Source organism: Staphylococcus sp. FW104-15G4D, from assembly GCF_058790135.1.
In genome coordinates this window covers 45,953-68,709 of the sequence record NZ_JBYTCH010000001.1, presented here as the reverse complement: position 1 = coordinate 68,709, position 22,757 = coordinate 45,953, and the positions used below count along the sequence as shown (strand labels likewise).

General features: G+C 31.6%; 21 protein-coding genes and 1 riboswitch. Of the genes, 8 read left to right on the top strand and 13 right to left on the bottom strand.

Annotated features, from left to right (window positions below):
* Position 1 precedes the first annotated feature (1 nt).
* The 7 genes from AC3WQX_RS00310 to nagB all read right to left on the bottom strand — a co-directional run bounded on the left by AC3WQX_RS00310 (position 2) and on the right by nagB (position 5,742).
* Positions 2 to 367: a hypothetical protein gene (locus tag AC3WQX_RS00310; protein ID WP_023350755.1), complete on the bottom strand. Its 366-nt coding sequence runs from the start codon at positions 365 to 367 to the stop codon at positions 2 to 4.
* Positions 342 to 1,481 (bottom strand): thiolase family protein, encoded by a 1,140-nt coding sequence (locus AC3WQX_RS00305; protein WP_023350756.1) that lies wholly within the window; start codon positions 1,479 to 1,481, stop codon positions 342 to 344. Before AC3WQX_RS00305 ends, AC3WQX_RS00310 begins: the two co-directional genes overlap by 26 nt.
* A gap of 2 nt (positions 1,482 to 1,483) precedes the next feature.
* Complete coding sequence (locus AC3WQX_RS00300; RefSeq protein WP_023350757.1) at positions 1,484 to 2,839, bottom strand: AMP-binding protein; 1,356 nt, start codon at positions 2,837 to 2,839, stop codon at positions 1,484 to 1,486.
* 112 nt (positions 2,840 to 2,951) lie between these two features.
* Positions 2,952 to 3,599, bottom strand: a complete 648-nt coding sequence (locus AC3WQX_RS00295) for an HAD family hydrolase (protein ID WP_023350758.1) — start codon at positions 3,597 to 3,599, stop codon at positions 2,952 to 2,954.
* Between the two features lie 120 nt (positions 3,600 to 3,719).
* Positions 3,720 to 4,268 (bottom strand): 6-phospho-3-hexuloisomerase, encoded by a 549-nt coding sequence (gene hxlB / locus AC3WQX_RS00290; RefSeq protein WP_002433290.1) that lies wholly within the window; start codon positions 4,266 to 4,268, stop codon positions 3,720 to 3,722.
* A gap of 1 nt (position 4,269) precedes the next feature.
* Entirely contained in the window at positions 4,270 to 4,902 is a 633-nt protein-coding gene (hxlA, locus tag AC3WQX_RS00285) for a 3-hexulose-6-phosphate synthase (protein ID WP_023350759.1), read from the bottom strand.
* A 99-nt stretch (positions 4,903 to 5,001) separates the two neighbouring features.
* Positions 5,002 to 5,742, bottom strand: coding sequence for a glucosamine-6-phosphate deaminase (gene nagB, locus AC3WQX_RS00280; protein ID WP_023350760.1), 741 nt, complete (start codon positions 5,740 to 5,742; stop codon positions 5,002 to 5,004).
* Positions 5,743 to 6,290: 548 nt separating this feature from the next.
* Between nagB and AC3WQX_RS00275 the strand changes: the two genes are divergently transcribed.
* From AC3WQX_RS00275 to folE2, 3 genes are read left to right on the top strand one after another with little or no spacing between them, the layout of a single operon-like run.
* Complete coding sequence (locus AC3WQX_RS00275; RefSeq protein WP_023350761.1) at positions 6,291 to 6,653, top strand: YojF family protein; 363 nt, start codon at positions 6,291 to 6,293, stop codon at positions 6,651 to 6,653.
* 15 nt (positions 6,654 to 6,668) lie between these two features.
* Positions 6,669 to 7,334, top strand: a complete 666-nt coding sequence (bshB2, locus tag AC3WQX_RS00270; protein ID WP_002433272.1) for a bacillithiol biosynthesis deacetylase BshB2 — start codon at positions 6,669 to 6,671, stop codon at positions 7,332 to 7,334.
* A 13-nt stretch (positions 7,335 to 7,347) separates the two neighbouring features.
* Entirely contained in the window at positions 7,348 to 8,226 is an 879-nt protein-coding gene (gene folE2, locus AC3WQX_RS00265) for a GTP cyclohydrolase FolE2 (RefSeq protein WP_023350762.1), read from the top strand.
* A gap of 120 nt (positions 8,227 to 8,346) precedes the next feature.
* Here the strand turns inward: folE2 and AC3WQX_RS00260 are convergent, their stop codons facing one another.
* Positions 8,347 to 9,645 (bottom strand): MFS transporter, encoded by a 1,299-nt coding sequence (locus AC3WQX_RS00260; RefSeq protein WP_023350763.1) that lies wholly within the window; start codon positions 9,643 to 9,645, stop codon positions 8,347 to 8,349.
* Between the two features lie 261 nt (positions 9,646 to 9,906).
* Here AC3WQX_RS00260 and AC3WQX_RS00255 point away from each other — a divergent pair, with 261 nt between their 5' ends.
* Positions 9,907 to 11,412, top strand: a complete 1,506-nt coding sequence (locus AC3WQX_RS00255; protein ID WP_023350764.1) for a glycosyltransferase family 4 protein — start codon at positions 9,907 to 9,909, stop codon at positions 11,410 to 11,412.
* 104 nt (positions 11,413 to 11,516) lie between these two features.
* Here the strand turns inward: AC3WQX_RS00255 and AC3WQX_RS00250 are convergent, their stop codons facing one another.
* From AC3WQX_RS00250 to tadA, 3 genes are all read right to left on the bottom strand, one after another.
* Positions 11,517 to 12,083: an NADPH-dependent FMN reductase gene (locus AC3WQX_RS00250; RefSeq protein WP_023350765.1), complete on the bottom strand. Its 567-nt coding sequence runs from the start codon at positions 12,081 to 12,083 to the stop codon at positions 11,517 to 11,519.
* A gap of 16 nt (positions 12,084 to 12,099) precedes the next feature.
* Entirely contained in the window at positions 12,100 to 12,975 is an 876-nt protein-coding gene (locus AC3WQX_RS00245) for a Cof-type HAD-IIB family hydrolase (protein ID WP_002452494.1), read from the bottom strand.
* A gap of 106 nt (positions 12,976 to 13,081) precedes the next feature.
* Positions 13,082 to 13,588 (bottom strand): tRNA adenosine(34) deaminase TadA, encoded by a 507-nt coding sequence (gene tadA, locus AC3WQX_RS00240; protein ID WP_023350767.1) that lies wholly within the window; start codon positions 13,586 to 13,588, stop codon positions 13,082 to 13,084.
* Between the two features lie 66 nt (positions 13,589 to 13,654).
* On the opposite strand from tadA, the gene AC3WQX_RS00235 reads away from it, so the two are divergent.
* From AC3WQX_RS00235 to AC3WQX_RS00225, 3 genes are all read left to right on the top strand, one after another.
* Positions 13,655 to 14,272, top strand: coding sequence for a deoxynucleoside kinase (locus AC3WQX_RS00235; RefSeq protein ID WP_023350768.1), 618 nt, complete (start codon positions 13,655 to 13,657; stop codon positions 14,270 to 14,272).
* Positions 14,265 to 14,930, top strand: coding sequence for a deoxynucleoside kinase (locus AC3WQX_RS00230; protein WP_023350769.1), 666 nt, complete (start codon positions 14,265 to 14,267; stop codon positions 14,928 to 14,930). Before AC3WQX_RS00235 ends, AC3WQX_RS00230 begins: the two co-directional genes overlap by 8 nt.
* 77 nt (positions 14,931 to 15,007) lie before the next feature.
* Positions 15,008 to 15,107: riboswitch (TPP riboswitch) on the top strand.
* 94 nt (positions 15,108 to 15,201) lie between these two features.
* Positions 15,202 to 15,954: a 3-oxoacyl-ACP reductase gene (locus tag AC3WQX_RS00225; protein ID WP_492739678.1), complete on the top strand. Its 753-nt coding sequence runs from the start codon at positions 15,202 to 15,204 to the stop codon at positions 15,952 to 15,954.
* A gap of 141 nt (positions 15,955 to 16,095) precedes the next feature.
* Here the strand turns inward: AC3WQX_RS00225 and AC3WQX_RS00220 are convergent, their stop codons facing one another.
* Together AC3WQX_RS00220 and AC3WQX_RS00215 are read right to left on the bottom strand one after the other, a co-directional pair.
* Positions 16,096 to 16,797: an HAD family hydrolase gene (locus AC3WQX_RS00220; protein WP_002433489.1), complete on the bottom strand. Its 702-nt coding sequence runs from the start codon at positions 16,795 to 16,797 to the stop codon at positions 16,096 to 16,098.
* A 2,051-nt stretch (positions 16,798 to 18,848) separates the two neighbouring features.
* Positions 18,849 to 19,577, bottom strand: a complete 729-nt coding sequence (locus AC3WQX_RS00215; protein WP_492739676.1) for a hypothetical protein — start codon at positions 19,575 to 19,577, stop codon at positions 18,849 to 18,851.
* Between the two features lie 2,794 nt (positions 19,578 to 22,371).
* Between AC3WQX_RS00215 and AC3WQX_RS00210 the strand changes: the two genes are divergently transcribed.
* Positions 22,372 to 22,686: a tyrosine-type recombinase/integrase gene (locus AC3WQX_RS00210; RefSeq protein WP_023350777.1), complete on the top strand. Its 315-nt coding sequence runs from the start codon at positions 22,372 to 22,374 to the stop codon at positions 22,684 to 22,686.
* Positions 22,687 to 22,757: the final 71 nt, after the last annotated feature.

Sequence of the window (22,757 nt, the reverse complement as noted above, 5' to 3'; positions counted from 1 at the left end):
TTTAACGCTTTACCTCGATAAAAACTTGTTCTATATATATACATTTATGGTTATTTTTATTTATTTTCAAACTATAGGTGTGCTTGATAAAATCTTTTATATTTTTAACTGAAATTTTGCTTAAAGTCGCGTCATATACTTCATCCGTTACTAATTTATTAAATTCTTTAACATATGTCTCCTTTAAAATTAAAGGTTTCCTTACAAATTTTTTATAACTTTTAAATTCCGACCAAAGCTTTGCACACATTAAAGTAGGGACTTGATAATTGAAATCTTTATTTAATAAATAGCAATACTTACGCACTTCTTTTTCTTTAAAAATGACTCTTTGATGTTCTTCACCATCTCTCAAATAATACTGCATTACCGAGTCCTCCACCGATTCCCATTGTTGCAATGGATTTATTTTGCACATTCATATGAAATAATCGTGTAACTAGAGCAGCGCCACTTGCTCCATATGGGTGACCAGAAGCGATTGCGCCACCCCATCGATTTAGCTTATCATCAGAAATACTAAGTTCCTTCTGACAAGCTAAAACTTGTGAACTAAATGCTTCATTTAGTTCTATAGTATCAATATCTTCTATTTTAACTTTAGCTCTTTTCAACAACTTTCTAACTGCTGGCACAGGACCTATACCTAAATAATTAGGATCGACCCCAACTGTACAACTTTCAATAAATTTTAATCCTTTAGCAAAACCTAAGTTTATAGCGAGTTTCTCTTCCATTACAAGGATTAATACGGCACCATCATTTTTCATACAACTGTTACCAACTGTAATTGAACCTTGAATTAATAATGGTTTAAATCTACTTAATTTCTCAGTAGTTAAACGAGACTTAACACTTTCATCTCTATCAAACGATACCCCTTTAACTTTAATAGGCAATATTTCTCGGGAAATATTCCCATTATCATAGTTACCTTGAGTCAATTGATGGCTTCTATAAGCGAACTTATCTTGCATTACTCGCGAAATACCGTATTTTCGCGCCACATTTTCAGCAGCTTCTATCATTGAAGGATCTTGACCTTCTGGAGCAAATGGTGCTCTTTCGAAGAATTGAGGGAATTCTGTTTCATACACTGATTGAGGTCGTTTTAATTTCCAAGGTGCTCTACTTATACTCTCAACACCACCTGCAAGGTATACATTTCCAGCGCCGCTTTGTATCATTCTACAAGCTTGTATAATAGTTTCTAGCCCTGAGCCACACTGTCGATCAATAGTAACACCTGGAACGGAGTTTTTAAGGCCCGCTTCTAGCAAAGATTTCCTTGCTATGTTACCACCATTGCCAACTGTGTTGCCGATAATAACGTCTTCCAAGTATTCCATCGCTCCAGGATATTCTGCTTGAAAGTAATTGAATAAAGGTTTTAGTAGTTGTTCTGGTTCCAAATGCTTTAAATATCCACCGTACTTGCCAAATGCAATTCGTTTAGCTGCTACAATGACTGGTTGCTTCATATTTAAATCTCTCCATTCAAATATTTAGTTTTCATTTTTCCTCTAGCAATTTTTCCAGATTCAGTGTAATGCATACCGTCAATTTTCCTAATTTTAGACGGAACCTCATATCTTGATAGATGATTCTTTAAACACGTTTTTACTTCTGAATATTTTAATTCTTTTATTCCTGTATACAAAAGAACTGCTATTTCTCCAAACTTATGATGTGGCTCACCTATTACTATTGCTTCACTGACACCTTCAATATTCATCACGCGCTGTTCTATCTCACTAGGATATACGTTAACGCCACCTATAATTAGACGGTCACTTTTCCTTCCTACTAGATATAAATTTCTATTTCTAATTAGTGCATAATCTCCTGTCTCAATCCACTCATTTGAAATTTGTTCTTCACCAACATATCCACTAAAAGTCATTTCACTTCGAACTTTTAGTAGTCCAATATGTTTTGAATCTTTCTCAAATAGTTTGGCTTCCACGTTTGGAAACAATTTGCCTACTGATTGTCTTGGTGCTGTTTGATTGAAATTATAGCTAATAAAACTTGCCTCAGAGGTGCCAAAAAATTCTATTAAATTCGTATCTGGATAAAGTTGAGCGATAGCCCTAAATTGTTCTTTTGAAAGCTTTGCTCCACTGCTGAAAATACTTTTAATTTCCGCAGTATGTAAACCTTTTAAAATGAACTGATAAAGCATCGTGGGTACTACAAACAATGAAGCAGGCTGATGTATAGACTGTATAGTCTTCACGAGTACTTCTGCATTAAACTCTTTTTGACCTACAAATGTGCGTCCTGTAAACAAAGCATATATACATGCGTATAAGGAGAGTGAGTGTGATAAAGGGCCAGGAGCAACAATCACTTTTGAATCATGCTTTATTAATTTCTCATTCTCTTTATAAGAAATTAACCATGAATGTTCATTTCTATAATAAGCCTTGGGCAAGCCAGTTGTTCCCGAAGTAAATCCAATATGCAGTAATGTACCATTATAAGAATGAGAAATCCTATTATACCCTGTTTTAATTAAGTGCTGGTCACTCTTTAACCATTGAATTTTATATTTTTCAATCAGCTGATTTATTGTAACTTTATTCCATTTACTACTAAAAAAGCACGGAATACCTCCAACTCTATGAATAGCGAAATAATGAATTAGATTTTTTATCGGATGGTTACTTAATAAACCAACTTTTTCTCCCTCGTTAATCATAGAATATTGAGAACTTGCTTTATCTACCTCATGAATCAATTCATCGTAAGTTATTCGTTGATGATCAAATACCAAAGCCAATCGCTTAGGTTGATGCTCACCAAAATCATAAATATTTTTAATTACCTCTAACATGCCATCACCATATGTAAACTATATTTATAAATATGTTAACATTAATCTTAAAATTCCTCATGCTAAAATTAACGCCCTACTACCAATGATATGGAAGTAAGACGTTATTAATTTATAATATAGTAAAAATTTCCTCTGGTTCATTCACGACATAATACGGATTTTCTTGAAGTAAATCATGTGCAGATTGCACGCCCCAAGTCACTACACAGGATCTAATATCTGATAAACTCGCACTTTTAACATCATGCGTTGTATCTCCGATATAGACTGTACGTCCTTGATTTAAATGATTATTCTGTATGATGGATTGTAAGATTTTATAATGAGGCTTTCGCAACTCCTTAATATGTAAACCTAGTGCATCTTTTATAAATCGATTAAGCCCTAAATAATCTAATTGTCTTGTTACTACAGCTGTTTCATTACTTGATATTACAAAGATATTTTTCTTTTTATTATGTAGTAATTGAAGCATTTCACTTATTCCCGCAAACTCTTTTATATTATGTATTTCATATTGACTATAATATTTATGATAAGCCCTAAGGAATAATTCAACTTTTTCCTCATCTATACCGATACTAGTTAAACTTCTCAAACCTTCCTCTAACGGTTGGCTTTGTGCACTTAAAATTTCTTCTTTACCAGGATTCTTTAAATTTAATTCCTTAAAAGCCTGCTCAGTTGCATAAACGTGACATGATGTTGTGTCTGCTAAAGTACCACCAAAATCAAAAATATAGTTGTCAAAATTCATGATGTTACACCTCTTAGATAGTAATTACATTATAAATATACACTTTTTTGGTTAAAACTGCGATATATTAAAAAACCAGAGAATTCATGGACTTCATGAAATCTCTGGTAGTATTTCTTACTATTCTAAATTAGCATGATTTTGTTGCATTGTTTCTTCATTGATATGAAATGCTTCCATTAAAGGCAATACAACACTGTCGAGGAAAACTAGTGACGCTTGTTCAAACAAGCTTCCTAGTGGTTGCTTAGAACCTTCAATATCGTGTTTAGTGCCAGCTGGTAATTCTATAATAGTTTCAGCAAGCTCTCCGATTGGCGAATCTGTCTGCGTTGTAATAAGTACAACTTTAGCGCCAATCTTTTGCGCTTTTTCAGCTAACAATCTTAAGTGTTCTGTTGAACCTGACCCAGAAATAATAATGAAAAGGTCGTGCTCTTTTATTGATGGAGTCGTGGACTCTCCTACAACATAAGCGTGTTCACCTAGTTGGTTTAAACGCATTGCAAAACTATTTGCAACAAATCCAGAACGCCCTTTACCAGCTACAAATATTCTATCCGCACCAACAACGTCATTAGCAAATCTTTCATACGACGTATCATCAACATGCGACAACGTATGATCTAATTCATCAAGTATAAGACGATAGTTATTAAATTCTGTCATCCTATCTACCTTCAATCGCATCGCGACATTGTTTTGCAGCTTCAACAGGATCGTCAGCGTTTGCGATTCCTCCACCTACGATAACTAAATCAGGTTCTTCAGCCACAATATCTTTAATTGTATCTGGTTTAATACCGCCAGCTACAGCGACTTTAGAATTTTTAATTACTGACTTCACTGTACGTAAGCTATCTAATGGTGATTGACCTTCAGCTTGTAAATCATAACCAGTGTGTACAGCGATATAATCAGCGCCCATTTCGTCTAATTCTTTTGCGCGTGTTTCAAGATCTTGTACCGCAATCATATCTACTAATAATTCTTTACCATGTTTATGTGCTTCTTCAACAGCAGCTTTAATTGATGCGTCTTCTGCTACACCTAAAATAGTTACAACATCAGCACCAAATTTAACAGCTTGGCTTACTTCATAATCTGCTGCATCCATGATTTTTAAATCTGCTAATACTTTCGCATTACTAATATTCTCATTTAAATGTTGTACTGATGGTAAACCTTCGTTAATAACAATCGGCGTACCAATTTCAACAATATCTACATATTCTTCAACTTTTTTCGCTAATTTTGCTGCTTCTTCTTTATTTAATAAATCAATTGCTAATTGTAGTTCCAATGAAATACATCCTTTCATATGACAGTCAATTTCTATTATATAAAAGTGTTTACCCGGCATTTCATTTTTTAAACTGAGCTGAAAATGCTATCACCACAATTAGACTTTATCAATATGAGGAGGTGCAGCCTCATCATCAACATACACTTCCACATTTGGATGGGCATGTAAAATTGTAGAAGGGATGTCTTTAGTAACCTGGTTATTCATTAATTGATGAATCGCTTCTTTTTTCTTTTCTCCAAATGCAAGCAAAATAATACGTCTAGCCTTTAAAATACTTGCTAATCCCATTGAAACAGCTTGTTGTGGAACATCTGATTCACTTTCAAAATAACGACTGTTTGCACGTATCGTACTCTCTGTCAAATCAACAATGTGCGTTTCACTATGTAAATCAGTACCAGGTTCATTAAATCCAATATGACCATTTTCACCTATACCTAATATTTGTATATCAACAGGACCTCTATCATTAAGCAATTGGTTATAACGTTCAGCCTCATCCTCTAATTGAGAGCTGTAACCATTCGGTATATGAATATTTTCTTTATTGAAGTTCGGATATTGATCAAATAATACCTCATTCATATAAAAATGATAACTTTGAGGGTGTTCAGCTTTTAATCCAACATATTCATCTAAATTAAATGTTTCAACATGAGAAACATCTAATTGATTCTTTTCTAATAACTCAACTAAATATTTGTATACCTCAGTCATTGTGCCACCAGTAGCTAAACCTAATTTACTTGTAGGTTGGCAACTCATTTCTTTATATAATTCACATGCAACATAAAATGACGCAAGTTTCTTAGAACCTAAGTTGATGATTTTCAATTTTTAAACACCTCGATTTTTAAATCTATATACTTACACCTTTTCAACTCCACTTATATAATATACCCTTCAAATACATATTTAACAAAATTTAATTCTTAATTTAAAGAAATTTAACAAACTTCATTATCTATCTTTTTATCTATAACTAAAAAATTTTCCTAATTATTTCAAGCATTCGTGTACAAATATACATCGCTTTCTAGTAAAATATATAGATAAACACATTTACTGATTTTTTATTAACACATTAGTACACGTTGTAAAATATTAAAGAGATAATATAAGTAGTCACTAATAATAACGCGTATAAAATTCGCGACTTTGGAATCTTTTTAGTGAAGTACTTAACACTAAATAAACAACTCTAATTTTAATAACTACAAAGCCTGTGAAGACTCACACAACTCGGCTACGCATAAAGGCGTCGTAACTCATCGAGTTATAAACGCTCTATTACTATTAATGTAATATGATAAAGTCTTTAACTAATGTTTAAAATTTCGACAGTTTACAATCAACACACTGCAAAATATAAGGGAGTGAACGTGTTGGAACCGATTAATGAACAAGAAGTACTTAACTTACTTACTTCTTATGCAAATAAACCCGTGTACTTACATGTCGAAACTACAAATGGCGCATACGCTAACCATTTCGACGAACGCGTTTTTAACGCAGGTACCTTTTTAAGAAATATACAAGTCACATATGAACACGCACAACTTAAAGGTGGCGAAAAAGATCCATATCGTGTCGGATTAAAATTACGCGAAGGTGGTTGGGTTTATGTACAAGGATTAACGCACTATGAAGTTAATCACGACAACGAATTCCTCATCGCCGGATTTAATTATGAAGGACAATTGGCAGCTACAATAGAAATTAGCGATAAGCCATTCACAATATAGAGGAGGTTATGAATCATGACTGATGAAAGACACGTACTTGTAATCTTTCCACATCCAGATGATGAAACCTTCTCATCTGCTGGAACCATTGCAAGTTATATTGACGCAGGCGTGCCAGTCACGTACGCATGCTTAACACTAGGACAAATGGGACGTAACTTGGGTAACCCTCCTTTTGCGACAAGGGAATCTTTACCTAATATTCGAGAACGAGAACTTGAAGATGCTTGCCGAGCAATTGGAATTACAGACCTAAGAAAGATGGGGTTACGAGATAAAACGGTTGAGTTTGAACCACATGATCAAATGGACGATATGGTAAAAAATCTCATTGATGAAACTAACCCGTCGTTAATTATTTCATTTTATCCTAAATTCGCCGTGCATCCAGACCATGAAGCTACAGCAGAAGCTGTTGTACGTACAGTAGGACGTATGCCAGAATCAGAACGTCCACGACTCACACTTGTAGCATTTAGTAATGATGCACCAGAAATACTTGGTCAACCAGACATTCAAAATGACATTTCTAAATATAGTGATTTAAAACTTAAAGCCTTTGAAGCGCATGCTTCTCAAACAGGACCATTCTTAAAACAAATTGCGAGCCCTGACATTGATGGACAAGCACAAAGTTTCTTAAAGGTTGAGCCATTTTGGACTTATCACTTCGAATCTTAAATGGAGGTAAAACATGACAGAATTTGATTTATCTACTCGAGAGGGTCGTTGGAAACACTTCGGTTCTGTAGATCCTATCGAAGGTACGAAACCTACAACTAAAAATGAAATGACTGATTTACAAAGCACTCATAAAAATTTCCTATTTGAAATAGAAGAAGTAGGAATTAAAAATTTAACGTATCCTGTATTGATTGATCAGTATCAAACTGCAGGATTATTTAGCTTTTCAACAAGTTTAAATAAAGATGAAAAAGGCATTAATATGAGTCGTATATTAGAGAGTGTTGAAAAGCATTATAATAATGGAATTGAGCTTGAATTTAATACACTTTATCAAGTATTACGCACACTTCAAGAAAAAATGAATCAAAATGCTGCTGGGGTGGATGTCTCAGGGAAATGGTTCTTTGATCGCTTTAGTCCAGTGACTAATATTAAAGCTGTAGGTAACGCAGACGTCACGTACGGACTTGCAATTGATGGCGAGAAAGTAACACGTAAAGAACTAACGATTGAAGCTACTGTTACAACACTTTGTCCTTGTTCTAAAGAAATCAGTGAATACTCAGCGCATAACCAACGTGGAATCGTTACAGTTAAAACTTATTTAGATAAAGATGCTGAAGTCGTGGATGATTATAAAGATAAAATTTTAGACGCTATGGAAGCTAACGCGAGTTCCATATTATACCCTATCTTGAAACGTCCAGATGAAAAACGTGTCACAGAACGTGCTTATGAAAACCCACGTTTCGTAGAAGATTTAATTCGACTCATTGCTGCTGATTTAGTTGAATTCGACTGGATTGATGGCTTTGATATTGAATGTCGCAATGAAGAATCTATTCACCAACACGATGCGTTTGCTCGTTTAAAATATAGAAAATGATAGAAAAAAGAGAGTTGCTTCACACTTCTTTAAAGCAACTCTCTTTTTTTATGCGATATAAAATTTTAATATATCGTGTGCGTATTACATAGACATTTTCAAAAATAAATTAATATTAAGTTAATGTCTGCTCATATTCTTCTCCCCTGGTCTAACGAAACACATTGCAATAATACTAATCAATGAAGCTACAACCGCTGAAATAAACATTGTTGAATAACCGTGAGTAGCAACTAAAATACCTGTAAGTGTAGGCGCAATCACTGTCGCTGTATTAACAAAGAAGTGAGTTATACCACCATAGGTACCAGTTTTATTTGGTGCTGTATCAATAATCACTGACCAGTAAACTGCGTTAGGTAAGAAGATAAACGCATTCCCTATCATCATTAATATCATGACTGCAACGATGCTATGTGTGAATGGAATGATTAGGAAACATATTGCTGCACAAATCATGCCTGCAATCGCAAAGTATGAACGTGCGATACGTAAGCTACCAGTCTTTTTACGTAGCCAGTCAGACATTTGACCACCAAAATATGCTGTAAAACAAGCGCCGATCCAAGGAATCATCCCCAAATACCAAAGTGAATGGATTTCAAAATGATATTCATCCTGCAAGTATTTCGGTGTCCATGTTAATATAAGGAAATTCACATATTGGAAACCAAAATAACCAATCATGTTTCCTACGAGTGTTGGACTTTTAAAGAAATGATACCACTTTTCACTTGAATCTTCTGTTTCTACTGTTTTTTCAACATTTAAACTCTCATTTGTAGAGCGAATATCATTTAATTCTTCTTCTGAAACTTTTTTATTGTCCTCGGGATAATCTGTAAATACCTTTGCCCAAATAATTACCCAGACTAACCCAAGTATGCCTAATAAGACAAAGAGTAAACGCCAACTTGCTATAGTTAAGAAACCAGATACGATAGGTGCAGTAATAAGTGCTCCTAAAGGTACGCCAATTAAACCAAGAGCTGATAACAAACCACGTTCTCTAGGTGCCGCCCAGTTCGCATTAGTTTTACTAATCGTTGAAAAGATAGGACCTTCTGAAATACCGAAAAGCACTCGAAGTAAACCAAATCCAGCAATGGCTGAACCTCCAAATATTGCCATACCAAGTTCACCTGCAAAAGCCATTGCAATTTCAACTAAAGACCAAGCCGTCCCAGCCAATATCCAAACAAATTTAGGTCCCTTTTTATCGGCAGTAATTCCACCAAGCAATGAACCAAACATGTAACCATAGCCAAAGTATCCTAGTATAGATCCCCAAGCAATCGTATCAAAACCAAATTCTTTAATAATATCTTCTTGAGCATATGAGATTGCACCACGATCGATGTAATTAATCATCGTCATAATAACAATCATGGTAATGATAAAATAACGATAACGTTTCATAGTCATCCCCACCCCTTTGTTCTAAACATCTCTACCGTGTAAGTTTATCATAAAGTTTAGTGTAAGCGCTAACATTATTTTAAATATTCAGAATGTTAAGGTGTTAAAAAAGTGCTATAGATAAGGAGGTTAATAATTTCGGACTAAGTAGAATAGGAATGTTTTTAATATTATTGAATTTTTATTTTTAGTTTATTTAATATTTGAAGATTTTATTATGTTATAATATTTGTAAAATAAATTAAACAGATGAGGTATCGAATGTTTTATTTTGTAGGAAACAATATTGGTCAAAAAATCACAGGTATTGAAAAAGCTATTATTAATCGTTTAAACCTTTTTAAAGAAAATAAATATTCATCAAAAGTTATTCTATTAGCATGGAATCGTTACTTAACTGATACAGCATCAAATTATTTAATGCATGAAGATTACATAAATATGTACGATTATTTTCAAGAAGCTACGCAAGTAACTATAAATATTGAATCGATAAATAGTAAAAATTGGTTACATGATTGGCAGCATGATTGTGGATACACAATTAAGTATGTTGAACATTCTAATGATGTACGCGTTTATGATGGTAACAACTTTATAATGTATGCCCATTTTACAGATGAGACTTATAAAAAACTTGATTATCTTAATTATTTCGATACATCTCGTAGGAAAATCAAAAGAGAGCTGTATGATACTCGAGGATTCTTAAGTTGTACTAGAATTTTATCAACTGATCAAAAAATTCAATCGGAGTTTTACTATTCTCCTCAAAAAGAAGTTAAATTAGAGAAATATTATGATATTGATTCAAATGAACCTAATATAGCTAAGAAAATACTATTACATCATCAGGGGAGAACGTATTTCTTCAATAATGATACTGAGTTAAGTGCATTTTTCATAGAACAAATTTATTGCAGTGGTGATCTTTTCTTTAGTGACAGAAATTTAATTTCATCGCATGTTTTTAATTCTACAATTCATACAATACCGGTTGTAGCCGTTTTACATAGTACTCATGTCAAAGATATTAATGATTTGATGCATTCAAGGATTAAAAATGTCTATAAAGGCGTCTTCGATCATTTAAAACGCTACAAAGCCATTGTAGTTTCAACGGAACAACAAGCCGAAGATGTACGTCATAGAATTAAGGACTGTATTCCAGTTTATGCGATACCTGTAGGTTTCTCTGAAAGTACATCACAACATAATATAGGATATACATCTCAAAAATTAATTTCTGTAGCAAGATACTCCCCTGAAAAGCAATTAGAACAACAAATTAAGCTGGTTAGTAAATTAAAAGGGTTATTCCCCAAAATTGAATTACATTTATATGGTTTTGGGCCTGAAGAAAGTAAGCTTAAAACATTAATTAATGATTATCATGTAGAAAATCATGTATTTCTAAGAGGATTTCTTAATGACTTAACAGAAGAATTTAAAACAGCATATGTTAATTTAATTACAAGTAATATGGAAGGATTCTCATTAGCATTATTAGAAGCTCAATCGCATGGTGTTCCTTCTATTAGCTATAATATTAAATATGGACCAGGTGAATTAATTATTCCTGATTATAATGGCTCATTAGTAGAATTTAACAATGAAGATCAACTATATGAAACTGTGAAGGCTCTACTGGAAGAACCGGAATTACAACAAAAATATGCTCAAAATAGTATTGAATCATCCAAAAATTTTAGTAAGGATGCCATTATAAATAGATGGCAACAATTAATAAATGATATCAATACATAGATTTTAGAATATCAGCCCATAAAAATAATAGCAGTAAGTCGGTTTTAATTAAGAACCTTCTTACTGCTACTTTTATTTAAAATTATATTGTATAACTGTACGTTTTATTTTAAGTGTTCATAAGGACTGTTATTTACAAATGAAACGATTTGATCTACGAATAATTTTGCACGTAATTGGAATTCACTATCCTCTAGGTATAATGTGCCATCGTCTAATTTTGCGTAATCTGAATCATGTGTAGCAATTTGTGTAGGAACTGCAATACCTAATAAACTGCGTATAATCACTCTTAAATGTGATAATGGTTCTGAACTTACAATACCTCCACTATTTCCAATGAGACCCACCGGTTTCATTTTGAAATAATCCATATTCAAATGATCTAGAGCGTTCTTAAGTATGCCAGAAAATGAGCCATGATAATTAGGCGTTCCAAGAATAAAGAAATCCGCTTCCATTGCTTTATCCTGAAGCTCTTTAACATTTTTTTTAATATCTTCAGCAGCTTGTGTTGTACCAGAAAAGTCCAATTGATGAATTGGTTTCTCAGCTAAATCAAATATATCTACATCAACATCATGTTCATCTAATTGACCTATAAGGTATTTAGCTAAAGCATTTGTATGAGAACCTACTCTAGCACTGCCTACAATTATTAATCCTTTCATCTTTTACACCTCTTAATTATGTTAATTGATTCTCTTCTTTTAAAAATTTCTTAATTGCTTTACCGACTCCGCTGTTTTCATTTGAATCAGTCACATACTTAGCGACTGTCTTAACTTCTGGTGCAGCATTATCCATTGCGACCGAATAACCGACTCTTTCAAGCATAGAGACATCATTTAAGTTATCCCCTAGTGCCATGACATCTTTTAAATCAATGCCGAGTTGTTTCGCAATAGTAGATAAAGCTATGCCTTTTTGCGCATCTGAATGTGTAATTTCTAAATTACCTCTTGAAGATGAAGAAACTGCAAGGTTTGGTGATTGAGCTAATTCTTGACCTACAAGATCAATTTTTCCTAAATCAGAATCGAACGCTAAAATTTTCATGATTAATTCACCAGGAATATCTTCAATTTTGTCATAATTATCAACAATTTTTAAAGTTCCATTATCTATACGTTTTTGAATACTGTTCTCGATTTTCTCAACATCTGCTTTTTGACCAGCACGTTCAGCGATATCAATATAAATTTCTAAGTCTCTTTGAGGATTTTCCGTATAAATCCCTCTATTTGTGTAAACTTGATAATATATGTCTTTTTCTTTCAATGTAGACGTTATCTTACTCACTAAAGAATGATTAAGATGAGATGTACTCATAATATTGAACGTTTCATCGCGAACTTCGGCTCCGTTCAAGCAGATATATGGTACTTTTAAATCTGTTTCAGCAACTGGTGTATTCGCTTCGTAAAATGCACGCCCTGTCGCGATAACAACAGTGATACCATGTTCTTGTGCAAATTTAATCGCTTCTTGGTTCTCTTGAGAAATTTCGTGTGCAGCATTAAGGAGCGTTCCATCCATATCTGTTGCAATTAGCTTTATCATTCGTTGACCTCGTTTCTTCCCGTTGGTAGGTATTTATTTTTAATTTAGGTTTTTAAATTTAATTTTTGAAAAGGTTAGCATGTATTGTCACTCTTTACATACACATTTATTCTAACAAATTTGTGTCATTTTGTATCTTTGCTTGTTTGAGTGCCTTCTTTTGTTGGCGAATATTTTTGAAGAAATCACGTAAAAGTGTGCTGCATTCATTTTCCAAAATACCCGACTCAACAATAGCTCTGTGGTTGAATTGGGGCTGCTCTAACAAGTTCATCAAACTGCCGGTACATCCTCCCTTAGGATCAACAGCACCATAAACCACTCGTGGTATTCGACTCATCACGATGGCTCCTGCACACATCACGCAGGGTTCAAGGGTGACATAAAGAGTACATTCTTCTAAACGCCAACTACCCACTACCTTAGATGCACGTTCAATCGCAATGTGTTCAGCGTGTGCAGTAGGTTGTTGTAAAGATTCTCTTAAATTATGAGCATGTGCAATGACTTGATCATTTTTAACAATGACAGCTCCAATGGGCACCTCCCCTAGAGCTTGTGCTTTCTGAGCTTCTTTGATTGCTAAACGCATGTAATCTTTATCAGTTCTCATATGTGTTGCAATACCTCACTTATGGTACAATACTCATTGTCTATTTTAACATTTGGAGAAGTGAATATGAATAAACCATTTATTGCAATTGAAGGACCTATAGGTGTTGGTAAATCTTCACTTGCACGAATGCTAAGTCAAACGCTTGGTTATTACGAAGAGAAAGAAATCGTTGACGAAAATCCTTTTCTATCAGACTTTTATGACGACATAGAAAAGTGGAGCTTTCAAACAGAAATGTTCTTTTTATGTAACAGATATAAACAAATTCAAGATATCGAGGCGTTAGAACAAGGCGTTGTAAGTGATTACCATATACATAAAAATAAAATATTTGCAAATAACACATTAGATTCGAAAGAGTTCGATAAATTCAGTCGTATTTATGATATTTTGACTGAAGATCTTGAAATGCCTAATATGATTATCTTTTTAGATGCAGATTTAGATGTTCTAAAAACTAGAATAGCTAAACGCAATCGTGATTTTGAACATACTATTGAAGATGATTATTTATTAAAGCTGAAACAAGATTATAAAGCTTATTATGAATCCTTAAAAAATGAGGGCGCGAATGTCATACATATTGACACAACTGGGAAAGATTTTGTTAACAATAGTGACGACTATAAAGAAATTTTAGAATTAATAAAACCAATGATTGGAGATAATATAGATGAATAATTTTGGTATTCCTCAAAATGCAATTATCACTATTGCAGGTACTGTGGGCGTCGGAAAGTCAACATTAACACAGGCGCTTGCTGATAAATTAAATTTTAAAACTTCTTTTGAAAATGTTGATCATAATCCTTATTTAGATAAATTCTATCATGATTTTGAGCGTTGGAGTTTTCATCTACAAATATACTTTTTAGCGGAACGCTTTAAAGAACAAAAGCGTATGTTTGAATATGGTGGTGGCTTCGTACAGGACCGTTCTGTTTATGAAGATGTTGATATTTTTGCGAAAATGCATGAAGAACAAGGTACAATGAGCCCGGAAGATTTTCACACGTATTCAGAATTATTTAACGCTATGGTAATGACACCTTATTTTCCTAAACCAGATGTGTTAATTTATTTAGAATGTGATTATGATGAAGTGATTGATCGTATTAAGCAACGTGGTCGTGATATGGAAATTAATACAGACCCTGAATATTGGAAAAAATTATTCAAACGTTACGATGATTGGATTAATAATTTTAATGCTTGTCCAGTGGTGCGCGTCAATATTAATGAGTATGATATTCACGAAAACCTGGATTCACTAGACCCAATTATCGATAAAATAGCTCATATCATCCAGACTCATCGCCAAGTTGATACAAGACCTTAAAGTGAATTGAAACTTTGCTTATATTCTATTTTTTGACAACCGATCTAATTATATATAGGTTAATACTACAAGTTAATGATTTACACTAGGGGTGTTTTTAACTGAGATGGAATCTATCCAAACCCTTTGAACCTGAATCTAGTTTAAACTAGCGTAGGAAAGTGTGATGACGCTCTTAATATTAATTTGTCATAATATGTGATGACTAAGAAGCACAACTTTTTTACGGAAGTTGTGCTTCTTTTTTAAAAAAATTTTAGGAGGATTAAAAATGTCAAAAACTGCAATTATTACTGGAAGTAGCCGTGGATTAGGAGCGGTAATTGCTCAAACATTAATTAATAAAGGTTATAACGTTGTTGTGAATTATAAACATAGCAAAGAAAAAGCTGAAAAATTGATTGAGAATATTAGTCATGAAAAAGCAATTGCTATTCAAGCTGATGTGACAGAACGAGCCGAAGTTGACCAAATGGTCAAAGTTGCAAAGGAACATTTTGGTAATATAGACATTGTTATTAATAATGCACTAGTCAATTTTAAATTTGATCCAAATCAACAAAAGAACTTCAAAGATTTAACTTGGGAAGATTATCAACAACAACTTGATGGCACTTTAAAAGCTGCATTTAATGTTACACAAAGTGTCATACCTCAATTTATTGAAAAACAGGAAGGCAGAATTATTAATATTGGAACAAATCTATATCAAAATCCAGTCGTCCCCTATCATGAATACACGACTGCTAAAGCTGGCTTAATAGGTTTTACCCGTAATATCGCTGCAGAGCTAGGCCAATATGGTATAACAGCCAATGTGGTTTCTGGGGGATTATTAAAAACTACTGATGCTAGTGCAGTAACGACGCCTGAGGTATTCGACTTAATCGCTCAAACGACACCGCTCAAAAAAGTGACTACGCCACAAGATGTAGCAAATATGGTTGCTTATCTAGCTTCTGATGAAGCAAGTGGTATCACTGGTCATAATTTAACTGTTGATGGTGGGTTAACAATGAATTAATGTATGATGTTAATAGAAAATACCGATTAAAACTTACATCTAAAATTAAATGTAGAGTGAAACCTCTTTTTTAAAGACAAATATAATAAAAGCATGGTTACTTGAACTCACTCAAATATCCATGCTTTTTAATTAATTTTGTTATTTTTTATATTGATCTAAAATTTGTTTTACATCTTTAGCACTGTCAATAATGACATCCGCATCCGCTTCATGAAGTTCCTCTCTTTTTGCGATACCAGTTAGTACTCCTATACTTAAACCTAATTTAGCGTTTACCGCAGTTTTCATATCATTTGTAGTATCACCAATGATGGCAACTTGATCTGGTGAAACATCATAAGCATCAAATAAAGGATTCAACACTTTTGGATTGGGTTTTTCTTCAGCATGAGTTTCTGTAGAAATAATTAAATCAAATAATTCTTTAGATTGCGTTTCTTCTAGAAATTGATCTACGCCTTTTTTGGTATCACTAGTGACAATACCAATTTTATAACCTTCGTTTCTAAGTTCCTGAATAGTCTCTTGTACACCTTCAATCCAATTATTTTCAGGAACACGAGTATCAACAAGTTCTTGGCTAGTATTTCTTGCCCAATCAGAAGTATCTTCTCCAGTAACTTTATTAAAAGATTTAATCATATCTCCTAATGATCCTGAACCCATAATTGAATCAGGAACAATTTTATCGTCAATAATTCCAAGTTGGCGGTGTGCTACTTCTTTGTCGTGCACAGGAAATGTCTCTAATAGTTTATCAACAAGGCGCACACCGATTTTTTCCCAACTCTTATCAAATTCTATTAGCGTGCCATCTTTATCAAATAATATCCATTCCATTTTTACTTCTCTCCTGAAAATGATTTTTTGTAGTACATTCATTTACATATTATTGTAATATAGAGACTTCAATAATTATAGAAAAGTGGATTATGGTTTCTTTATTTCACAAAAAAGAGCTTTCTCGAATGAGAAAGCTCTTTCAGTATATAACACATTAATAGTTAGGGACTTCAACTCTCCAACTGTAAATACTTTTTCTATGCACTTCTAACTGTATATAAATGCTGTTATATCAGTATTTCTTAGCTATATCATTATTATTGATTGTTATAAATTTTCAAATAACGTACTCAAAATAAAAAACGCCACTCGTAAGTGACGTTTAAAATGATATATTTAACTTATTCGCATGCTAATTAATAATAATATAATTTATTTAGCTTGGAATTGAAGTATATACATTTAAAAAATCATATAGTGCATTAGTTAACAATCCTAAGAAAACACTTTTGAAATTACTATTAACCATAGACTTCACTCGCTTCCTATATAATATAAATACAATTATTACAATAAATATTATAATCGCGAGGACAATTCCCAGCTCGGAACTCATGAACTCTTTTTGAGATTCCAAGCTAAATAAACTATACCAAGTTATTATATTACCTTTTTTAAATAAATGCCATTATTAATTAATCAGTAAAGAAAACGCTACTCTAAAAGTAGCGTCATGGTAACTTATTTGAATAAGCTCAAATTGAATTGCTTCCACTTACTTATGATTTCATTATGAACAGCTGAATAAAGCGAGGACAAATCATCAAAAGGTTTACTCATTTGAATTAATTGTAGTCGGTTTATGCACTCTTAAAAATTCATCAGCTTTTATATTTTTCAAATTAGAACAGGTTAATTTCCCTATGTTAATATCGTACTCTGCATGAAGATGATCTTTGTTAGTAACAGAAGAAACCGGCAACACCGTGAAATCAGTTTGAAAACTTTCTTTTTCACAGCCAAAAATTAAAACTGGTCTTACTTTAAAACTTTTATAGCTTTTTTAATATCAAAATAAGGAAAAGACGTCATAACAATTGAACTTACTAAATCTTTCGATTTTATATTAGAAACCAAAGATAGCAGTCTCCTCATCTAAATCTTCAAATTCATCTAAATACATGTCATATTGTTAATCGTATAATCTCACTTTTTTGCGTCCTCACATATATTTTCGTCTTTAAGTACAATACTTCCCACTTCTTATTCAGCCAAATTGACTCTGCTTTGTTTCCATGAATATTCTTCATGAGATAGATTTGATTTCTAAGATATCAAGCTGAATAATGAGCAAATTTTGTTACAACACTTTTAATAATGTATTTAGATTTTTTCAGATATATTTATATTTTCAAAACTTGGTATAAAATTAAAATCATAAAATCGTAATTCTGGTATCACAGGCCCATGTTTCCATCCCTCTATATTTTCTTCGAATAACTTTTCCCTGTTAATGCGAATGACTCTCTCTGACATAAATATACTAACTTTTGTAATTTTAGTTCGCTATCTAGTTTACTCTCAGAACATTGTTCATACATATTAACTAAATAATCAGCTACATGATTTACGTTTTCCCTTGTATAACCCTCCTCAATTATAAAATGGTTTTAACTATAAATCTCGTGTAGTTCATGGGGTTTAAAACTAAATCTGTATATATATTTCTAGTTTTTAATAGTTTATATTTAATTTATTATACCTCAAAACTTTAAATCTAAAAGGTATTTTTAATTTTTTAAACTCTTTATAAATTTTAATAAAAAAATTCATACTCAATTACATTCCCTATATGGTAATCTGGCATTCTTTAAATCTTTCCCAAAATGTAACTCTATATATTTTCTTTTATAGTATATAATAGCTTCTCTATCTTAAATATATAATACATGGTAATTTAAAATATCTATTTCATTAATTTTAAGAACAACATAATTAAAGTTTGTAATGCCAGTTTTCTTTCATTTTGCACTTGTATTTTATAGGTTATATTTCAACTGTTCCTCAATACTCAAAGGTAATAAATAGATTTAATTGACAATACTAAACTAGTAAAAATTAATCTTATCATTCTCTAATAAACTACTATTTTTGATTTTCTCGTTAACATTTAAATTAGTATAAGCATATGGTGAATCTTTGTAATAAAAATCTATTTTTATATTATTAAATTGTTTACCATATTCACCTCTATCGATGATGAAATTACTAGTGACAAATTCCGCATAATTTTTGATTATATCATGTTCATCATTAAACTCTGCTGCCCCTTTAAACTCCCCTTTTAAATAAATAATAATATTTACATTAGGTTTTTTATTTCCTTTCGAATCTGCTTCTGTAGTGACCTCGTATTTCTTTACATCTTCATCGCTATGTACATTTAAATTATGTATTGATTTTGATATTTTTTGTTCAATACTAGAGTTTAATTCAGTATTGTTTATATTATCATACTGCTCGTCATTATCGTAGCTCTCTTTCTTTTTCGTTGTATCATTTTTATATAACTCATTTGCTCTTTCATCGTATAAATTTCTAGCAGATTTAGACAAATTATCAATTTGATCAATTGAAAGATTTTTAATCTCTTCATCATTCATATTTTCTATATCTTTATATGTATAGCTCTTAATTTTCTTTTCTTGTTTATTTTCATTACTTTTTGGAGCTTTTTTACTGTTATTATCGAAATCTAGCAATGATAAAAGTGCTAATATGCCGATACAAAACATACAAATAATTACATATTTAAATTTATTTTTATAATTCTCCATTATTTACTCCCTATTCTCTTTGATTAAATTTATTAACTAGCCTACGTCAATAAATTTATCACAATACCTCTTAATATGTAATCAGTGATGTAATTTTCAATCTTTAATTCGTGTAGTCTTAAATTGACGCTACATCTATTTAGAGATTGCAAAAAATGTCAAGTTTTGACAAGTTTATTCTTTGGTTAATGCTTTTTTATGGTATCTAAGAGGTTGTATATTACAATCAAAGCATTAGAATAAATCATACAGTATAATCTAATTCCTTTAAATTTTTTCGATTTTAATTTTAGTAGGTTCTATATATTTCTGTACTGTTCCTGTTGATACCCCGAGTAAGTCAGCAATCTTTATAAGCTAAATCCTCGCATTTAACCATTATAAAACACTCTATTTCTCTTTCAGTAACTTTACGTAATATTTTATTAAAAGTCTTTTTTTGATCATTCAATATCTCTTTATAATCATATTCATTAACTTATATATATAGAATTACTAGCAAATTTTTCTATTGTCTGACTACCAACTAAATAACATTGCGAATGAATAATACCTTCATAACAATCCGGCTCATGTCCATGAGTTAACCATTCAAATGTATAATCTAAATCTTTTAAAGTTTCTTGATAAGATTTTACTGTTTCACTATTTGTATTTTCATATTGACTAATCTTTCTTTACACTCGTTCTTTAGTTTCTCTATAATCAATTAATAAATTTATCATATGTACACCCTCTAAGTTGTTATACAAAATTAATTGAAATTATTAAATCACCTCCTATTTCATAAAGATTAATGGGTATTATAAACGAATAGCCTCCCATAATTTATACTTTTTCATGATGAGTACAGGGGGTTACAAATGTAGTAATTTGCAGTATCTTAAATTAGCAATCATTTAGAATCAAAATAAAGTTACAGGTAAAATCTCCCGTAACTCTTATCTATGCTTTGAAGTCTTTCAATCTATAATCTGCACATTAAAATTTAATTACTTTCGTATTTTTTATTAGTCGACTAAATAACTGTTCCAAATCTTTCGTAGTAGCTAGTTCTGACGCTTCATTATTTGTTGTAATGATATTATTCTTAACTGTTCTCAAATTAGCTATGCCAAACATCTTACTTATGCCATATGCTGTTAAAGATGTGCCGTAACCATCAATAACAAGTAAGTCTACATCATTGATAAGTTGGCTGACATTAATTATAACTAATATATTAGTATGTACTGTTCTTTTTTAGTTGGTTATTGTATTAAATTGTTATAAAAAATAAGAAGGACAAAAAATGATACAAAGTAGATTATCGATTTTTATGTCCGAAAGAGGTTTAAGAATTTATGATGTTTATGTAGAAACCGGCATTTTTAAAACTATGTTAATGGCTATATCTGAAAATAATAAAAAAAGGTGTTCAATTTGATATAGTCGATAAATTATGCAATTTCTTAGGAGTAATTCCGTGTGAATTTTTCGAGTATTCTCCATATATTGTTAAAGTGAATTTTAGTAATGATAATATAGATAATTATGATAATGGACTACATAACATTGAAATTAATATAAAAATCAAAATTACGAACGAACATTTTATTTAGGAATGTCCATTTATGAGGAGATGATAATTATATTCGTGTAAAAAAAGGAGGTATAATTTCTATATTGATGCTTATTTAGTGAAATCAGAAAGCTATGAAATAAATGATTTTATAAATATTTATCTCAATTAAGCATTTCATTTAGAGTAGAATTTATTAAAAAAATAATATATATGATTAACAAGAATGACCATATTACTTTAAAATTATTTGATGATATCAACTTTGAAATACTTAAAAAGTTTAGAGTGAGATATTTTACTAGTTATACAAAATTTGTACCACTTCTCTTACAAGTTTTAAATACTATTACGATGCGGATAAGTAACCAATCTTTGAAGCGTGTTAAATTCAATCAATCACATTCAAGCAAGTACAAAAAATTGATTTATTATGATTAAAAAATACAAAAAAAAAACGGTTCAACTGCTTATATGATTATCGCATATTTGGGAGTTGACCAAGTAACTCGTAAGCAGAAGTGGACTACAAGTAGGGGTTTCTAAACTGAAAGAGAAGTCAAAATTGAAGAAGCAAAGCTACAAACTGAAATATAAAACAAGAGCTTTTTTAATAATGAAACAACGACTTATCAGCAAGTATACAAGTTAAGGCTAGAACAATATATGCATATTTTTAGAGTACAAAAATGTTTAAAAACACTATTCTCAAAGAATTTATAAATTTGTCTATTAAAAATATAAAGACACCATACTGTCGAAATATTGATAATAAAAGGATTGAGAGCTATTCAGATTATAGAAATATAAAAGTGTACGCTTCTAATGTTTTAGAATAAGCTATTAGTTTAAAATCATATCCGAAAACCCTTTTAAAAACATTAAACTACCTAAAAGAAGTAAGGGCAAAGAAAATGAACATTTGATTTATTACTCTAGTGAGGAATTGAAAAGTTTTATAAAAAATTAGTAGAAGAGGAGCCAATGTATAAAGTTATGTTTCGTATACTAGCGTTTCCTGGTATTCGTTGAGACGAACTCAAGGCTTTAACGTGGAATGATATAAATTTCGAAAAAAATTTCAATATAGATAAGAAAGTAACAATTGGTATTGGTTACAAAGAAATTATACAGCCACCGAAAACAAGTTCATCAATAAGAGTAGTTAGTATATATGATCGTACCGCTTCAATATTAAAAGAATGACATATAGAACAACGTAAGTTAACTTTAATGCACGGTCATAATACTAGTAATGTAACTCAAAACCTTTTTACCGATGTAACTACTAACTGCCGATTACAAGTACAGCACACTAACAAAGCACTGGATAAGACATGTAAAAATCACGAGTTCAAAAAAATTACAGTACGCGGCTTTAGGCATACACATTGTTCACTACTATTCGAAGTGGGCTTATCTGTTCAAGAAGTTCAAAACAGATTAGGTCATGGGGACATCAATACCACTATAAATATATATGCTTATATTACAGAAAAGCAACGTGATAAAGTGGCAGAAATATTTGCTCAATATATTAGTTTTTAGCATTAACGTATTCAAACTTAAATTAACTAATAAACAAGAAGCTAGAAACCGCTTCATATCAACGTTTCTAA

Bases quoted from the DNA above. Each gene is read 5' to 3' on its own strand.
- hxlB (WP_002433290.1), bottom strand. From the start codon at position 4,268: ATGACAGAATTTAATAACTATCGTCTTATACTTGATGAATTAGATCAT.
- AC3WQX_RS00230 (WP_023350769.1), top strand. From the start codon at position 14,265: ATGAATAATTTTGGTATTCCTCAAAATGCAATTATCACTATTGCAGGT.
- AC3WQX_RS00300 (WP_023350757.1), bottom strand. From the start codon at position 2,839: ATGTTAGAGGTAATTAAAAATATTTATGATTTTGGTGAGCATCAACCT.
- AC3WQX_RS00255 (WP_023350764.1), top strand. From the start codon at position 9,907: ATGTTTTATTTTGTAGGAAACAATATTGGTCAAAAAATCACAGGTATT.
- bshB2 (WP_002433272.1), top strand. From the start codon at position 6,669: ATGACTGATGAAAGACACGTACTTGTAATCTTTCCACATCCAGATGAT.
- AC3WQX_RS00250 (WP_023350765.1), bottom strand. From the start codon at position 12,083: ATGAAAGGATTAATAATTGTAGGCAGTGCTAGAGTAGGTTCTCATACA.
- AC3WQX_RS00295 (WP_023350758.1), bottom strand. From the start codon at position 3,599: ATGAATTTTGACAACTATATTTTTGATTTTGGTGGTACTTTAGCAGAC.
- AC3WQX_RS00215 (WP_492739676.1), bottom strand. From the start codon at position 19,577: ATGGAGAATTATAAAAATAAATTTAAATATGTAATTATTTGTATGTTT.
- AC3WQX_RS00245 (WP_002452494.1), bottom strand. From the start codon at position 12,975: ATGATAAAGCTAATTGCAACAGATATGGATGGAACGCTCCTTAATGCT.
- AC3WQX_RS00305 (WP_023350756.1), bottom strand. From the start codon at position 1,481: ATGAAGCAACCAGTCATTGTAGCAGCTAAACGAATTGCATTTGGCAAG.
- folE2 (WP_023350762.1), top strand. From the start codon at position 7,348: ATGACAGAATTTGATTTATCTACTCGAGAGGGTCGTTGGAAACACTTC.
- AC3WQX_RS00225 (WP_492739678.1), top strand. From the start codon at position 15,202: ATGTCAAAAACTGCAATTATTACTGGAAGTAGCCGTGGATTAGGAGCG.
- AC3WQX_RS00235 (WP_023350768.1), top strand. From the start codon at position 13,655: ATGAATAAACCATTTATTGCAATTGAAGGACCTATAGGTGTTGGTAAA.
- AC3WQX_RS00220 (WP_002433489.1), bottom strand. From the start codon at position 16,797: ATGGAATGGATATTATTTGATAAAGATGGCACGCTAATAGAATTTGAT.
- AC3WQX_RS00210 (WP_023350777.1), top strand. From the start codon at position 22,372: ATGCACGGTCATAATACTAGTAATGTAACTCAAAACCTTTTTACCGAT.
- tadA (WP_023350767.1), bottom strand. From the start codon at position 13,588: ATGAGAACTGATAAAGATTACATGCGTTTAGCAATCAAAGAAGCTCAG.
- AC3WQX_RS00310 (WP_023350755.1), bottom strand. From the start codon at position 367: ATGCAGTATTATTTGAGAGATGGTGAAGAACATCAAAGAGTCATTTTT.
- AC3WQX_RS00260 (WP_023350763.1), bottom strand. From the start codon at position 9,645: ATGAAACGTTATCGTTATTTTATCATTACCATGATTGTTATTATGACG.